Genomic DNA, 16,270 nt, shown 5'->3' on the forward strand with positions numbered 1-16,270 from the left:
ACTGCGTCGCATAAAAAAAAGGCCTGCAATTGCAGGCCTTTTTCATGCTTCGAATCTGCTCAAGGCTTGTGCGCCCGCGACAGGAATTCGTGCGATTGCATCTCCAGCAGACGGCTGAGCGTGCGCTGGAATTCGAACGTCAGGCGCCCGCCGGTGTACAGGTCTTTCAATTCGACTTCGGCAGAAATGATCAACTTGACGTTACGGTCGTAGAACTCGTCGACCATGTTGATGAAGCGTCGGGCGATGTCGTCGGTGGCGACGCTCATCTGCTCGACACCGCTGAGCAGCACGGCGTGGAAAATCTTGCCCAGTTCGATGTAGTCGTTCTGGCTGCGCGGGCCATCGCACAGTTCGCGGAAATCGAACCAGGCCACGTCATCGCAGGTGCGCAGGGCACGGATTTCGCGGTTTTCGATGATCAGCACATCGTTCTCGACGGCTGCGGTGCACTCTGGCGTCAGCGCGCGGAAGCTCTTGCGCAGGCTTTCGTGGGCCGCTTCATCCAGTGGATAGTGGAACAGCTCGGCCTGCTCGAGGTGACGCAGACGATAGTCGACACCGCTGTCGACGTTGACGATTTCGGTGTTCTGCTTGATCAGGGCAATCGCCGGCAGGAAGCGCGCGCGTTGCAGACCGTCCTTGTACAGGCCGTCCGGGACGATGTTCGAAGTGGCGACCAGGGTCACGCCGTTCTTGAACAGCTCTTCCATCAGCGTGCCGAGGATCATCGCGTCAGTAATGTCGGAGACGAAGAATTCGTCGAAGCAGATCACCCGCGACTCCGTGGCGAAGCGCTTGGCGATGATGGTCAGCGGGTTTTTCTCGCCGCCGAGGGTTTTCATCTCTTCGTGCACGCGCTTCATGAAGCGGTGGAAGTGAGTACGGGTCTTTTCCTTGAACGGCAGCGCTTCGAAGAAGGTGTCGACCAGGTAAGTCTTGCCGCGACCGACGCCGCCCCAGAAGTACAGACCCTTGACCGGCGTCTGATCCTTCTTGCCAAACAGCTTGCCCAGCAAACCCGGTTTGTTCTGCTCGGCCGCGATCAGATCGTCGTACAGCCGCTGCAAATGACGCACGGCCGTTTCCTGCGCAGCGTCATGGAAGAAATCCGGGCGTTTCAGATCAGCTTGATATCGTTCTAGGGGCGTCATAATTCGTTAGCAAGGCAACAAAAACGGGCCGTCACTGTAGCGATGGCCCGTGGGAATGGCAATCGGCCCTTGGTCGGGCCGTGCCGCCGATTATTCCTGAACCGGGGTCAGCGCGACGCGCAGAGCCGCGATGGCCGCATCGCGTGCAGCTGCATCGGCGAACGCCGGGCTGTCGCCAACGCACTCGCCTTCCAGCCAGACGCTGAAGCTCAGGTCTGCAGGGCGGATGTCCAGTGCCTGGCCGGCCTGCAGCTGCTTGGTCACCTGGCCTGCGGTTTTGCCGTCGGCAAAGTTGCGCGACAGCAACAGTTGCTCGCCATCGGCTGCCAGCAGACGGAAGCGGAAACTGCCGTCGTCTTCACGGAAGCTGACGAAGCGTGCGGCTTTCGCAGCTTTCTTCTTGGTGGTCGCCGCCACTTGCACCTGATTGACGAACGAACGCAGGCCAACTGCTTCACGCAGTTCGTTGAGGAACGGCGTCGCGACCGCACGGGCCTTTTGCGCACCGTGCTGGAGGATGTCTTCCAGATCCGCCGGGCGCTCGATCAACTGGTGATAACGCTCGCGGGACTCGCCCAGTTCATTGTCGAGCAGCTGGAACAGGCGATTCTTCGCCTCGCCCCAACCCAGGCCACCGAGCAGCTCACTGCGGAATTCGTCGGCCTGCGCAGGCGTTGCGAACGCCTGGAACAGGGTGAACAGGTGCGAGTTGTCCGGATCCTTGGCTTCGCCCGGCGCGCGGGAGTCGGTAACGATCCGCGAGATCGCGTCCTTCATCTCCTTGGCGCTGGAGAACAGCGGGATGGTGTTGTCGTAGCTCTTGGACATCTTGCGCCCGTCGAGCCCCGGCAGCGTCGCCACGCTTTCCTCGATCAGCGCTTCGGGCATGGTGAAGAACTCCTTGCCCTGGCCGAACAGGTGGTTGAAGCGCTGGCCGATGTCACGGGCCATCTCCACGTGCTGAATCTGATCGCGACCGACCGGCACCTTATGCGCGTTGAACATCAGAATGTCCGCCGCCATCAGCACCGGGTAGCTGTACAGGCCCATGGTGATACCGGCATCCGGGTCTTCGCCGGCTTCGACGTTCTTGTCCACCGAGGCCTTGTAGGCGTGGGCGCGGTTGAGCAGGCCCTTGGCGGCGACGCAGGTCAGCAGCCAGGTCAGCTCGGGAATTTCCGGGATATCGGACTGACGGTAGAAAGTCACGCGGTCGACATCCAGGCCACCCGCCAGCCAGGTCGCGGCGATTTCCAGACGCGAGCGCTGGATGCGCAGCGGGTCATCGCATTTGATCAGGGCGTGGTAGTCGGCCAGGAAGTAGAACGAATCGGCATGGCTGTCGCGACTGGCGAGGATCGCCGGGCGGATGGCGCCGGCGTAGTTGCCCAGGTGCGGCGTGCCGGTGGTGGTGATGCCGGTGAGGATGCGGGTACGGTTCGTCATGGGTAATCGCTTGTCAGACTGCAATCAATTCGAGAGACGCGGCAGGATCAGATCCTTGAGATCGGTCAGCTTGCCATGAAAAAAGTGTCCGCATTCTGCCACTTTCAGCAGCTCATGGGGGCGCTGGAGTTTTTCCGACCAGTCGTAGACCCACTGCGGATCGATGACCTCGTCGGTCTCCGGCTGGATCACGGTCAACTCGCCGTGTTGTGGCAGTTGATCCAGATCGCCCAGGCGCATGACCGCCGGCGCGACCATGAACAGTTGCTTGAGCTGCACGCCTTGGGCTTCGAGACGACCGCCGAGACTTGCTGCAACAAAGCCGCCGAAGGAGAAACCGAACAGGGTCAGCGGCAGATCCGGGTGTTTTTCCCGCAGCCAGGCAGCCGCCGCCTGAGCGTCGTCGACCTCACCACTGCCCATATCGTGGGCACCTTCGCTGGCGCCGACGCCGCGGTAGTTGAAACGCAGGGTAATCAGGCCGGCGTCGCGCGCGGTGCGCTGCAGGGTCGAGACGACCTTGTTGAGCATGGTGCCGCCCTGCACCGGGTTCGGGTGGCAGATCAACGCAATGCCGCGTGGCTGCTCGTGATCGAGGTACAGCGCTTCAAGTTGGCCGACAGGGCCGGCAATGACTACAGGGGTTTCACGCATCAGCAAGGAAGGAACTCCGTGACCTCGAATCGGGTCGACTCGTCTAGCAAATTGTCTGTGCCAATCTATTGCGAGTGAATCGCGGTATACAGCGCAGGTTCGAGCCGTTAACGTAAAGCAAAGCCGTTTATAGAGGAAGGACTCGTGGAACACTCGCTCTTAGTTTGGTTGTTACCGACTCTTGCCCTGGTTGTGGGTGTCGCCATTGGATTCCTGATCGCACGCGTTGCGCCGAACGCCGCGCCCAGCCGCACGCAGCGTCAACTGGACGATATCCAGGAGCGCTTCGACAGTTACCAGAACGAGGTGGTGACCCACTTCAACAGCACCGCCAATCTGGTCAAGAAGCTGACCCAGAGCTACCAGGAAGTGCAGGATCATCTCGCCGAGGGTGCCAACCGCCTGGCCCTGGACGAACAGACCCGTCAACGCCTGCTGGCCTCCCTGCACGCTGACGCGGCAGTGGCTCCTCGTGAACGCCTGACACCACCGCGCGATCAAGAGCCGCCGCGCGACTACGCACCGAAGACCCCGAACTCGCCGGGCATGCTCGATGAGCATTATGGTCTGAAGAAGTAATCTGCCTTCGCTGCAAACAGAAAGCCCCCGGACAGTGATGTGTCCAGGGGCTTTTTTGTGTCAGATGATTTGTGGCTGATGGTTATGGCCCCTTCGCGAGCAGGCTCGCTCCCACAGGGTTATGTGTGAAACACAAATTTTGTCTACACACTCACAATACCCGTGGGAGCGAGCCTGCTCGCGAAGAGGCCGGCACAGGCCACACAAAAAAATGCCCGGTCACCAGGACCGGGCATTTTTCATTGCCGCGAGCGCTTACGGATACTGCTGCACCGTACCCGGCTGCTGTTGCTGGCCACCGTACTGCTGGCCCGGGATCGCCTTCAGGTTGACCTCGACGCGACGGTTCTGCGCGCGGCCATTGACGTCGCCGTTGCTGGCAATCGGATTATCCGGACCGGCGCCACGGGCCGACAGGTTGGCACCGCTGACACCCTGCGAGGTCAGGTAGGTCGCCACGCTCTGCGCACGACGCTGGGACAGGTCCATGTTGTGCTGGCGGCTGCCGGTGCTGTCGGTGTAGCCGACGATTTCGATCTGGTTCTGGTTGAACTCTTTCAGCGAGTTGGCCAGGTTGTTCAGCGGTTGGTAGAAGCTTGGGGCGATGTTCGCCGAATCGGTGGCGAAGGTGATGTTACCCGGCATGATCAGCTTGATCTGATCGCCCTGGCGCTGCACTTCGACCCCGGTGTTGGCCATGCTGGCACGCAGTTTCTTCTCCTGCTGGTCGGCGTAGTAACCGTAACCGGCCGCCGAAGCACCGACCACTGCAGCGCCGATCAAGGCACCCTTGCCACGGTTGTTGTGGTCGATGGCGGCACCCGCCAAGGCACCGGCCAGCGCACCGAGACCACCGTACTTGGCGGTTTTACTCATGCCCTGGGAGCCACCATCAGCCTGGCCCTGATTGTCATACGGGTTGGGCGAGGCGCAGCCGGACAGCACGGCCACGGCAGTAGCGACAATAATCAAACGACGCGTGGTGAACATGGAGAGCTCCTACTTTTGCATTCTGTGGTGCAGCGGCCCTTGGCATGGACCCGTGCGGGCGTTGGATCATGACAACGCGTAAAAATTCCGCCGCCCACTGATGACAAAATATTTAGGCGCGCACGAACGGGTTCTCACGCATCTCATCGCCCAGACGTGTGTCCGGACCATGTCCGGCAACGACGATGGCGTCCTCGTCCAGGGTGTACAGCCGCTGCTTGATCGATCGCACGATGGTCGCCTGATCGCCGCCCCACAAATCCGTGCGTCCTACTCCGCGCCGGAACAACGTGTCACCGGCAATCAGCAGTTTAGCCTCGGAAAACCAAAAGCTCATGGAACCGGGTGTATGCCCCGGCGTGTGCAGCGCCACACCGCAGCCACAGGCCAGTTCCTCGTCGTCGCTGAGCCAGCGATCGGGCGCTGGCACCGGTGTGTAAGGCACGCCGAACATCTGGCACTGCATCTCCAGGTTGTCCCACAGGAACTGGTCGTCCTTGTGCAGGTGCAGGGTCGCGCCGGTCTTTTCCTTCATCTGCCCGGAAGCGAGAAAATGATCGAGGTGCGCGTGGGTGTGGATGATGCTGACCACCTTCAGGCCCAGGGCATCGAGGCGCGCCATGATCAGATCGGGGTTGCCGCCCGGATCGACGACAATGGCTTTTTTCGTCAGCGGATCGCCGATGATCGTGCAATTGCACTGCAACGGGCCGACGGGGAAGGTTTCGCGAATGAGCGTGGCAGCAGACGTGTTCATGGGCAGTTCTTTCGAGTCGATTTGCCACAGGATACCAGCCGGACTTTTCTTCGTGCTCATTGCCACCCGCTGTCGCTTCAACCAATGAGGACGGCGAACCATGGCTGACGCTCGACCAGGCTAGGCCAACATGCCCAACGCCTTGGCCCGCGCCACTGCCTGCGTGCGCCGCTCCACCCCGAGTTTGCTGTTGATGTGGCTGGCGTGGGTTTTCACCGTGTGCAGCGAGATGAACAGCTGCTCGCTGATTTGCTGATTCGAGCAGCCCTGGGCGATCAGCCGCAACACCGCCAGCTCGCGACTGCTGAGTTGCTCGGCTGGAGAACAATCGACAGCGGTACGCGCGACCGGCGCAGGAAAATGCTCCAGCAATTGCGCCCCGGCCAGGCTCGGCCCCGCCAGCAACTGCGCGCGCAGCCACTCAGCGTGCTCCTTGAGCAACACCTCGAACGGTTGCAGCACCCCGCCACTGGCAGCTTCCAGCGCCTGGGCCAGCGCCTTGCGCGCCTCCGGTTCACGACCATGGGCCAGCAGCATCGTCACTTTCTGCGTCAGCGCCATCACGCTCAACAACTGCCGACCGGTTTGCTGGCCGTTTTCCAGCAAGACGTTCAGGCGCCCTTCGGCGAGCATCGGCTGGCCCTGGATCACATCGAGCAAGGCTTGTTGCAATTCGACATGCAGCGGCAACTGCGGATGAAACTCCGGCGGCGCCGCCGCGCGTTCGCCGGTGTAGGTCTGGCCCAGGCGCGTCAGCCACGCCTCGGCCAGATCGGTGCGGCCCTGCGCCAGCCACAATTCGCATTTGACCAGGGTGATCATCGCCAGGTAGTAGATCGGCGGCACGTCCCAGATGTGCATCAGGCGCTCGGCTTCGGCCAGCTCGGCGAAGGCCCTGGCGAATTCGCCGCTGTTGCCATCCAGGCGGGCAATCACGCAGTGGCCGATCAGCACACTAATATCGCGACAGGCTCGCGCCTCGCCGATCCCCGCCAGCAGCCGCGCGCGCGCAGCCTGCGGTTGCAGGCGCATCGCCAACAGGAACCCCTCATACAAGGTGAGCCGCGCACGCACCGCGTACAACCGTTGCGCAGACAACCCGCGCAGACGCTCCAGGCCCTGGTGAACCTCATCCAGCGCCCGCACGATCTCGCCCCGCGCCTGCAGCACCCGGGCACGATCGTAATGAGCCAGGGCCTCGAACAGCGGATTGCCGACCCGCTGCGCCAGTTCCAGGGATTCACGGTTCAGGCCGCGGGCGCGCCACAGGTCGCCATCGGCGATCGCCAGGTTGGACAACGTCGACAGACACATCAGGCGTTGCCCGTAGCGCTTGGCCGGCAGGCTTTCCAGGGCTTCGCTGCAATAGCGCAAGGTCAGCTCCCGGTGGCCGCGCCCGCGGGCGATGATGCCGCTCAGGGCCAGCCATTGCGCGAGCATGGATTTCTGCGCGGTGGCCGACGGCGCCGGGAGGAAACGGCTCAGGTGGCTGGCCAGTTCTTCGGCCGCATCCAGCTGGCAGGCCAGGCCCAGCGCCCAGCTGTACAACACGATCAGGCGCGGGGTGCTGATCAGCAGGCTGTCGGGCAAGTCCATCTTCCAGCGCAGCAACATGCCGACGTTCTGCTCGGCGAGCAGTTGCTCCTCGGAGAGGTTCTGCACCAGATTCGCCGCCACATCCAGATGGCCGGCGCGCAGCGCCTGCTCCACCGCTTCATCGAGCAGGCCCTGGGCATTGAACCAGCGACAGGCACGCAAGTGCAGGGTCGCGGCCGGCACCATGGCCTGGGCCAATGGCCGACTGCGCAGCAGATCGGAGAACAGATGATGATAGCGAAACCAGTGACCGTGCTCATCCAGCGGCACCAGAAACACCTGGTGTGCGAGCAGGAAACGCAGGATCTCGGCGCTGTCGTGGGCGTCGCGCACGGCATCGCAGAGCTCGCTGCAAAAACGCTCCTGCGGCGCGGTTTCATAGAGGAACGCCTGCACTTCGGCGGGCAGGCAGTCGATGACCTCTTCGAGCAGATAGTCGCGAATCAACCCTTCGCCACCGTTCAGCGCCTGGGGCAGTGCCGCATCGTTACCGGCCTCGGCGACCGCCAGCAGCCAGAAGCGCAACCCGGCCACCCAGCCTTCGCTGCGCTGGATCAGGTTTTCCAGGGCCTCGCCGCGCAGTGAACTGCTGTGACGATCGAGCAGGGTCAGGGCCTCATCGTGAGTCAGACGCAGATCCTGCTCATGCAGTTCGAGCAACTGGCGTGACAGGCGCAGGCGCGCCAGATGCCAGTCCGGCCGCTGACGGCTGGTGACCATCACCAGCAGCCCGTCGGGCAAATGATTGAGGAAAAACTGCAGGCAACGATCGAGCACCGGGCCCTGGGCGAGATGATAATCGTCGAGCACCAGCAACAACGGCGCCTTCGGATCGAGGTGCAGCGCCAGCTCGTCGAGCAGACCGTCGAGCCATTCCTCGAAGGCGAATGGCTGGTGCCGCTGGCGCATTTTCAACAGGCCGAGCGCACGACTGCCCAGTTGCGCAAAGTAATCCTGTAAACCTTCGAGCAGCCGTTCGAGGAAACGTCCGGGATCGCTGTCGCGGGCACTGAGGCCCAGCCACAGACTCTGCCAATGCGCCGGCAGGCTCTGGCAGAACTCCACCGCCAGCGAACTTTTGCCGAACCCGGCCGGGGCACTGACCAGCAACAGACGTCCACCGAGCCCGGCCTGCAGGCGCTCGCACAGGCGTGGTCGCAACACATAACCGTCAGGCAGTGGCGGACGGAAGAAACGTCCGTCCAGTGCCGCGACGGCAACGCTTGCGGGACCCGGAATTGGGGACAGATCAGTCATGGCCGGCTCTTGTTCGAATGGCTGTTGGCGGCGTTGCAGATGTCCGCAGACTAGCCTTAAACGAACCGGTTATGAAGGTTGCTGCTACAAATGGCTACAAAAAGACTACGGAAAAAAGTGACAGACAAAAAAACGCCCCGAACCAGTCGGGGCGTTTTGTTCGAGGATGCGGCCTCGGATTAACCCTTAGCGGATACCGTCCTGGCCCAGGTTGCCTGGCTGGAATTCGCTCTTGCTGGCCGAGAAGCCGAAGTCATAAGCCGATTTCTCTTCGTTCTTCATGCCCAGCGCCAGGTAACGGCCCGATTGCAGGTCGTACAGGGTTTCCAGGGCGTACCACGGTACTTGCTTGTCGTAGTAGTCCTCGGCATGCGCCTCGGCGACGCGCCACAGTTGGCCGCGACCGTCATAGTGGTCGATGACGGCTGCCTGCCAGGTGTCTTCGTCGATGTAGAAGTCACGCTTGGCGTAGATATGGCGCTGGCCCGGCTTCAGGGTGGCCACCACATGCCAGACGCGACGCAGCTCGTAACGGGTCAGGTCCTGGTTGATGTGGCCGGCCTTGATGATGTCGGCGTACTTGAGTGTCGGCGAATCGATCTTGTAGCTGTTCGAGGCAATGTAGATTTCCTTCTTGCCCTCGAGTGCCCAGTCATAGCGATCCGGTGCACCGTTGTACATGTCCAGGTTGTCGGAAGTACGCAGGCCGTCCGCCGCGGTGCCCGGGCCGTCATAGGACACTTGCGGCGCCTGACGCACACGGCGCTGGCCGGTGGCATAGACCCAGGCCTTGCGCGGCTCCTTGACCTGGTCGAGGGTTTCGTGGACCAGCAGCACGGTACCGGCCAGACGCGCCGGCGCGGTCACCTTCTGCTTGAAGTAGAACAGCACGTTGCCCGGGTTGTTCGGGTCGTAGTCCTTCATCTTGTCGCGGAACACGAACTGGTCCTGGAAGTACACCAGGCTGAACGAGCCGTTGGTTTGCGGCGTGGCCTGGGTCACCAGACGGGTCACGCTGCCCCCGCGGTAGCGGGTGATGTGGTTCCAGATGACTTCCAGGCCGCTTTTCGGAATCGGGAACGGCACGGCGGTATCGAAGTTTTCCAGACCGTTGCCACCGGCGACCAGGTTGGTGGTGGTGGCGTTCTTCTTGATCGCGGCGAATACGCTGTCCGGCACGGTGGAACCGCGATGGGACGGGTAGACCGGCATCTTGAAGGTCTCCGGGTAGCGCTTGAACATCGCGTACTGGCCCGGGGCAAGCTTGTCCTTGTACTGGTCGACGTTCTGCGCGGTGATGGTGAACAGCGGCTTTTCACTGCCGAACGGGTCCGACAGGAAGCCCTTGCTGTCGACCGTGCCGGCGTTTTTCGCCAGCGGTTTCCAGGCCGGGATCGAGCCGTCGGCGTTACCGGCCATTTCGGCGCCCATCGGGGTCAGGCTCTTGCCGAGCTTGTCGGCCTCGGCAGCGGGGACCGCCGCCATCACACTGGTCGCCAGCAGCGAAAGCCCCAGAACACCGGCGTGGAACAGACTCTTTGTTATTTTCATATGTGTGTTCGTCCTGAAAAAAACTGTGCTTAGAAGTTCACGCCGACGCTGAGGGCAACGAAGTCGCGATCATCCACCGTGCTGTAGTCGCCACCAAAGAAGTTGGTGTAGTTCAGACTCGCCGTGTAGGTGTTCTGGTACTCGGCATCCAGCCCGAGGCTGATCGCCTTGCGACCTTCTTCGAAGTTGCCGCCAGGGCCTGGCGAGTAACCCTTGACGTCGTGGGACCAGGCCACGTTCGGCTTCAGGTTGACGCCAGCGAACACGTCGCTGTAGTCCCAGATGGCCCGGCCGCGATAACCCCAGGAAGTGGCGGTAGTGAAGCCGTCGTTGTTGCAGTTGCTGGAGCGGTTGCTGGTCGAGGCACCCGGGCCGGCACCATTGATGGTCGACGTGTTGAGGATCTGCGAGCAGGTGTTCAGGCCGGCGGTGGACGGCAGTTCACCCGGGCCGAAGACCGGATCACGACCGTAGCGAGCCTCGGACTTGCTTTCCAGACCGCCCACGTGGGTCACGCCGACTTCACCCACCAGGGTCAGGCGGTTGGCGCCCATGACCTGGTCGAAGAAGTGCGTCAGGGTGGTCTGCAGCTGGGTGATTTCCTTGCGGTTGTAACCGTGCAGGTCGGTCCCCGGCGCGGCGGACAACAGCGAAGCATTGGTCAGGGCGCCACCCAGTGGCCGTACACCGGCGAACAGGATGTCGGTGGAGTTCAGTTGCACCGGCGCATTCGGCCGGTAGCTGATCTCACCGCTCCACGCGGTACCGGTAGGCAGGGTGGTGGAGAAGCTCAGGCCGTACAGGCGGATGTCTTCCGGGTATTCGATGAAGTATTTCGAGTTACCCGCGACCACCAGCGGCCCCAGCGCCTGGAACGGGCCGGGCAGCGCTGCGACGCCGTTGTAGATCGATTGTGGCGCACCGGTCGCACTGAAGATCGGCGCACGGCTGTGGTAGTTCATGAAGTAGGCACCGAACTCGGTCGCCAGCGGATCGAACATGTACTTGGCGGACACACCCCACTGCCCGTTGTCGCGCGCGTTGCGGTTGGGCGAACGGCGCACCAGTACGCCTTCTTCGTTGACGTCGACGCCAGCGGCGGCCAACGGACCGAGGGCGATGCCCGGAATGGTCGAGCGCTTGTTCAGCACCCGCAGGTTGTCGTCGCAACCGGTGGTGACGATGTCGGGCTGGGAGAAGAACGTGCCGCAGTTGTCAGTGACGGTCTTCTGCCAGTCGATCTGGTAGAAACCTTCGGCCGAAAGGTTTTCGGTGATGCTCTGCGACAGGTAGAACATGTTGACCGGAATCAGGCCTTCCTTGATTTCGGCACCCGGACGGCGGAACGCGGAAACGTCGATCGGGTTGATCGAGTTGATGCCGCCGCCGATGAAGGTACTTTCACCCCAGTTGACCACCTGCTTGCCCAGACGCACCGAACCCGGCTCATCGGCAATGGCATAGTTGTGGTAGATGAAGGCGTCGAGGATCTGCCCGCCGGACGACCTGGCCGCGATGTCGCGGTCGTGGTTGCTGACGTTCCTGTATTCCAGGTCCTGGTTCTGCAGCGCGAAGTCATACCAGTATTTGCCGCGGACGAAGACCCCGGTATCGCCGTACTTCAGTTCCAGGTCATGGATACCCTTGAAGATCTTCGAGAAGGCTTGCCCGCTCTTGAAGTTCAGGTGCCCGTTGTCGGAGGTCTGGGACAGGCCCTTGCCGCCGTTGTTGACACCAATGAGGTCCTTGTTCGGCTGCTGAGTCGAAACGCTCATGCCCAGGGAGAGCGAGGAGTCGAACTGGCCTTCGATTTCACCGACGTTGAAACTGACGCCGAATGCGGGCCCGGCGAGCGTGGAGGCAAGACTGACCGCCAGGGGCAGTTTCGCCCGGCGCCAGAACTGGTTTACTGAGGTCATCGACGCTACTCCATGTGCATTATTGTTATGGCAGTGAGTACTTTTAAAAACGCCTGGAGGAGCGGGAGCCAGAGCTGCCCGAAATCACTCCAATGTTGCATCGCCCCGAGTCGTGCGGTTGCCCCGTTCTTAAAAATCCTTGAGCGGACTATAGCCAGCAGGTGGTACTGCTTGATCCCTCTAAAGTGTGATTTGCAGCTGCCGGCCACTCTGGAACAGTCCTTTCGCCAGTCCGACACATGTCGGCACGGCAAGGATGGCTGAAAATTCGGATTTAACAAGCCAAGCGCTTGCTTGGTGGGCCTGGCGCGCCGTTTTCGGCGCGCCGGCGTACGCTCAGAGCGTGGAGAGGAAGGTGCTGTTGGTGGCTTGCCACTCGGTGATGTCGAGGCGGATACGCTTCTTGTCGAGCTTGCCGACACTGGTCTTGGGAATTTCCGTAACAAGGGCGATCTGACTAGGGATCGCCCACTTGCTCAGGTGCCCGAGTTCAACGAACGGCTTGAGGTGTTCCTTGAGTTCCCGCGCACCGATTTCGTGGCCCTCGCGTATCACCAGCAGGGCAAACGGCCGCTCGCCCCACTGCGGATCGGCAATCCCCACCACTGCTACCTCGCGTACCGCGACGTGACGGCTGATCAGGTCCTCGAGATCCAGCGAAGAGATCCACTCGCCGCCGGTCTTGATCACGTCCTTGATACGGTCGCGGATATCGATCACGCCCATGCTGTCGAGGGTCGCCACGTCACCGGTGTGCAGCCAGCCGCCGGCCCACAGCTCGGCGCCCTTCTGCGGTTCGTTGAAGTAACCCTCGGTCAGCCACGGCGCGCGCAACACCAGTTCGCCCTGGGTTTCGCCGTCGGCCGGGAGGAAGTTGCCGTCGGCGTCGACGATGGCCGCTTCCACCAGCGGCCCCGGCACCCCGGCCTTGATCCGGTAGGTGGTGCGTTCATCCTCGGAGCCGGCCATCAGCTCGTCGTTCAGGTGCGCGCAGGACACCAGCGGCCCGGTTTCCGACATGCCATACGCCGCCGTGAGCTGGATGCCCCTCGCCTTGGCGGTTTCATACAGCGTGCGGTTGAGCGCACTGCCGCCGATGACGATTTTCCAGCCGCCGAAATCGGTGCCCTGCGCGCCCTTGGCGTTGAGCAGCATCTGCAGGATGGTCGGCACGCAGTGGGAAAACGTGACCTTTTCCTTGCGCCACAGCTCGACGAGGAACTCCGGGTCATAGCGCCCCGGGTACACCTGTTTGAGGCCGAGCATGGTCGCCACGTACGGCAGGCCCCAGGCGTGTACGTGAAACATCGGGGTGATCGGCATGTACACGTCGTTGGTGCCCAGCAGCCGTACGCTGTCGATGGCGCCCATGATGGTCGACACCCCCATGGTGTGCAGCACCAGTTGCCGGTGGGTGAAGTACACGCCCTTCGGATTGCCGGTGGTGCCCGTGGTGTAGAACGTGGTGGCGACGGAATTCTCGTCGAAATCGGCGAAATCGTACTGTGCGCTGGCGGCGGCCAGCAGCTGCTCGTACTCGCCGACCAGGTTCGGCAACTCGGCGGTTTTTTCCGGCGCATCGGTGAGCAGCAGGGTTTTCTCCACCGTGGTCAGGTGCGGCGCGATGGCCTGGTACAACCCGACGAACTCGCTGTTGACCAGCACGAAGCGGTCCTCGGCGTGGTTCATGGTGTAGAGGATCTGCTCCGGTGACAGACGCACGTTGATGGTGTGGATCACCGCGCCGATCATCGGAATCGCAAACATGCATTCGAGGTAGCGATGGCTGTCCCAGTCCATCACCGCCACGGTGTCGCCAGACTTGACCCCGGCCGCGCTCAGTACGTTGGCCAGGCGTGCCACGCGCTCGATCAGGGTCGGGTAGCTGTAGCGCAACTGGTCACGGTAGATGATCTCGCGGGTTTTCTCGTAACGGGCGCCCGACATCAGCAACCGTTTGATCAGCAATGGATACTGGTAGGCCCCTTCGGCGGGCGGGATAACGCGAGTCTGCAACATAAGAATCCCTTTTTCTGACTGCACGGTGTTGGCTTGGAGCGCTTTACTCTAGAACCCTTATACGCCAGCCAAATCAGCCGAAGGAATGATTTGCAGAGCCGTACAAATGCTAGCTTTGCGCCAGCATTTGCCGGGATTCGTCACCGCTCAGGCCGTTTGCCCTACAGCCGCTTCAGAAGTCGTGCGTGGGAAAACCACCGCCGCGAGGAAAGTCAAAGCACCAAACCTCGCCAGAATCAGATAAAGCCCCACAAAACCATGGCGAGGTTCGACATAGGCAATCAGTGGAATCGCCGTCGCACTGGCACCGAACGATAAACAGTAACGCAAGGCAAACACTCGCGACTGCCATTGCGGCGCGACGAAGTTGGCAACCATCGAATCGTTCACCGTGACCTGGCCGAACACCACGAACATCAACGCCGCCCCGACGGCGATCACCGCCCAGCCATCGACATACGCCAGCGCGAACAGCAACGGCGCCTGATGGAAGCGCTGCCCCGCCTGCTCGCCGGGGACAGCGTGCAGAGCGTGACGCGGGTCTGGGTTACGGCAGCGCCCGGGCGTTCAGCGCGATGTTTCGCCGTTAGCTCGGGGACAATCCCCGGGAGTACCTCAACGCCCTGAATCAGCTTCGCTCGATCAATGCATCTCGGTGAACGCGAGTTTCACCCCGATGGCGATCAGCACCGCGCCCATGGTGCGGTCGAACCAGTGGCCCATGCGGGCGAAACCGGCGCGCACCCGCTGCTGGCTGAACAGCATGGCCACCAGGCAGAACCAGGTTGCGGTCGCGACAGCCAGGTACACGCCGTAACCCGCCTGCACCGCCAGCGGGGTGTGCGGATTGATGACCACGGTGAACAGCGACAGGAAGAACAGCGTGGCCTTCGGATTCAGCCCGTTGGTGACGAAACCGGAGGTGAACGCACCGCGCGCTGTGCGCTCGCCGGCTTCCTTGTGCAGGTCGTCCGTGACGGTTTTCGCCGGTTGCGCGCGCAGGGCCTTGAAGCCGATGTACAGCAGGTAAGCCGCCGCCGCCCATTTCAGCGCGTTGAACAGCACGATCGACTGCGACACGATCAGACCGATGCCGAGCAGCGAATAGCCGACATGCAAGAAAATCGCCGTGCCCACACCCAGTGCCGTCCAGGTGCCGGCGCGTCGACCATGGGTCACGCTTTCACGTACCACCACGGCGAAATCAGGACCGGGGCTGGCGACGGCCAACAGATGGATCAGGGCAACGGTCAAGAATTCGGTCCAGTACATGGTGGGCTCCTTTCGGCCAGGCGTAACGAGTTGTTTCATCTGATAGGCTCGGCAGATTACGCCTTCCCTTCAAAGCACAACAGGTACAGTTGATGACGAACGCCCACCGCGCCGTATTCCTCGATCACCCGTCGCTGGATCTTGGCGATCTCGACCTGAGCCCTTTGCGTGATTGCTTCAGCGATCTGCAACTGTTCGCCCAGACCCTGCCCGCGCAAGTCAGCGAACGCCTGCAGGGTGCGACCGTGGCGATCAGCAACAAGATCCTCATCGACGCTGCTGCCATGGCCGCCAATCCGCAACTGAAACTGATCCTGATCACGGCCACCGGCACCAACAATGTCGATCTGGCCGCCGCCCGCGCCCATGGCATTACCGTGTGCAACTGCCAGGGTTACGGTACACCGTCGGTGGCGCAGCACACGATCATGCTGCTGCTCAACCTCGCCACGCGCTTGGCGGACTATCAAACAGCCGTCCGGGAAGGTCGCTGGCAACAGGCGAAACAGTTCTGCCTGCTGGATTACCCGATCGTCGAACTGCAAGGCAAAACCCTGGGCCTGCTCGGACACGGCGAACTCGGCGGCGCGGTCGCACGTCTGGCAGAAGCGTTCGGCATGCGCGTGCTGCTCGGGCAGATTCCGGGGCGCCCCGCCCGCCCGGACCGTCTGCCGCTGGATGAACTGCTGCCACAGATCGACGCTCTCACCCTGCACTGCCCGCTCAACGAACACACCCGGCACTTCATCGGCGCCCGCGAATTGGCCTGCATGAAACCCGGCGCCTTCGTCGTCAACACCGCCCGTGGCGGCCTGATCGACGAGCAGGCATTGGCCGACGCCCTGCGCAACGGTCATCTCGGCGGCGCAGCCACCGATGTGCTGAGCGTCGAGCCGCCGACCCAGGGCAACCCGCTGCTGGCCGCCGACATTCCCCGCCTGATCGTCACCCCGCACAATGCCTGGGGCAGCCGCGAAGCACGGCAACGGATCGTCGGCCAATTGACGGAAAACACCCAGGCCTTCTTCAGCGGTAAAGCGCTGCGGGTCGTCAGTTGATAAACTGCGGCACTTTTT

The 16,270-nt window shown here is 62.1% G+C and carries 12 protein-coding genes and 2 pseudogenes; 3 read left to right on the plus strand and 11 right to left on the minus strand.

All coding sequences use genetic code 11. The features are described from left to right. Positions 1 to 59: 59 nt before the first annotated feature. From zapE to QRN70_RS18645, 3 genes are all read right to left on the minus strand, one after another. Positions 60 to 1,154, minus strand: a complete 1,095-nt coding sequence (zapE, locus tag QRN70_RS18635; protein WP_285419400.1) for a cell division protein ZapE — start codon at positions 1,152 to 1,154, stop codon at positions 60 to 62. A 90-nt stretch (positions 1,155 to 1,244) separates the two neighbouring features. After that, complete coding sequence (locus tag QRN70_RS18640; protein ID WP_285419401.1) at positions 1,245 to 2,600, minus strand: tryptophan--tRNA ligase; 1,356 nt, start codon at positions 2,598 to 2,600, stop codon at positions 1,245 to 1,247. A gap of 24 nt (positions 2,601 to 2,624) precedes the next feature. After that, positions 2,625 to 3,254 (minus strand): alpha/beta hydrolase, encoded by a 630-nt coding sequence (locus tag QRN70_RS18645; protein ID WP_285419472.1) that lies wholly within the window; start codon positions 3,252 to 3,254, stop codon positions 2,625 to 2,627. 144 nt (positions 3,255 to 3,398) lie between these two features. Between QRN70_RS18645 and QRN70_RS18650 the strand changes: the two genes are divergently transcribed. Continuing rightward, positions 3,399 to 3,833, plus strand: a complete 435-nt coding sequence (locus QRN70_RS18650; RefSeq protein ID WP_285419402.1) for a Z-ring associated ZapG family protein — start codon at positions 3,399 to 3,401, stop codon at positions 3,831 to 3,833. 255 nt (positions 3,834 to 4,088) lie between these two features. On the opposite strand, the gene QRN70_RS18655 is transcribed toward QRN70_RS18650, so the two are convergent. From QRN70_RS18655 to QRN70_RS18685, 7 genes and pseudogenes are all read right to left on the minus strand, one after another. Beyond that, on the minus strand, positions 4,089 to 4,823 hold the full coding sequence (locus QRN70_RS18655; protein ID WP_065261680.1) for a YiaD family glycine zipper/OmpA-like lipoprotein: 735 nt from the start codon (positions 4,821 to 4,823) through the stop codon (positions 4,089 to 4,091). 112 nt (positions 4,824 to 4,935) lie between these two features. Further along, entirely contained in the window at positions 4,936 to 5,580 is a 645-nt protein-coding gene (locus QRN70_RS18660) for an MBL fold metallo-hydrolase (protein WP_285419403.1), read from the minus strand. Positions 5,581 to 5,700: 120 nt separating this feature from the next. Then, positions 5,701 to 8,433, minus strand: a complete 2,733-nt coding sequence (locus tag QRN70_RS18665; RefSeq protein WP_285419404.1) for a winged helix-turn-helix domain-containing protein — start codon at positions 8,431 to 8,433, stop codon at positions 5,701 to 5,703. 186 nt (positions 8,434 to 8,619) lie between these two features. Continuing rightward, positions 8,620 to 9,984 carry a DUF1329 domain-containing protein gene (locus tag QRN70_RS18670; RefSeq protein ID WP_285419405.1) on the minus strand — a complete coding sequence of 455 codons (1,365 nt, stop codon included), beginning with the start codon at positions 9,982 to 9,984 and terminating at the stop codon, positions 8,620 to 8,622. Between the two features lie 29 nt (positions 9,985 to 10,013). Continuing rightward, positions 10,014 to 11,903: a DUF1302 domain-containing protein gene (locus QRN70_RS18675; RefSeq protein WP_285419406.1), complete on the minus strand. Its 1,890-nt coding sequence runs from the start codon at positions 11,901 to 11,903 to the stop codon at positions 10,014 to 10,016. 336 nt (positions 11,904 to 12,239) lie between these two features. Further along, entirely contained in the window at positions 12,240 to 13,922 is a 1,683-nt protein-coding gene (locus QRN70_RS18680) for a fatty acid--CoA ligase (RefSeq protein WP_285419407.1), read from the minus strand. A 147-nt stretch (positions 13,923 to 14,069) separates the two neighbouring features. Next, positions 14,070 to 14,408, minus strand: a pseudogene (locus tag QRN70_RS18685) (MFS transporter); the annotation flags it as partial. Here QRN70_RS18685 and QRN70_RS18690 point away from each other — a divergent pair. Next, a pseudogene (locus tag QRN70_RS18690) lies at positions 14,394 to 14,509 on the plus strand (helix-turn-helix domain-containing protein); the annotation flags it as partial. The pseudogenes QRN70_RS18685 and QRN70_RS18690 sit on opposite strands and share 15 nt — an antisense overlap. A 55-nt stretch (positions 14,510 to 14,564) precedes the next feature. Here QRN70_RS18690 and QRN70_RS18695 read toward each other — a convergent pair. Continuing rightward, positions 14,565 to 15,194, minus strand: a complete 630-nt coding sequence (locus QRN70_RS18695) for a LysE family translocator (protein WP_285419408.1) — start codon at positions 15,192 to 15,194, stop codon at positions 14,565 to 14,567. Positions 15,195 to 15,286: 92 nt separating this feature from the next. Between QRN70_RS18695 and QRN70_RS18700 the strand changes: the two genes are divergently transcribed. Continuing rightward, a complete protein-coding gene (locus QRN70_RS18700) occupies positions 15,287 to 16,252 on the plus strand; it encodes a 2-hydroxyacid dehydrogenase (RefSeq protein ID WP_285419409.1) in 966 nt (321 codons plus the stop codon). Positions 16,253 to 16,270: the final 18 nt, after the last annotated feature.

The organism is Pseudomonas sp. efr-133-TYG-5 (assembly GCF_030209175.1).
Lineage (GTDB): Bacteria > Pseudomonadota > Gammaproteobacteria > Pseudomonadales > Pseudomonadaceae > Aquipseudomonas.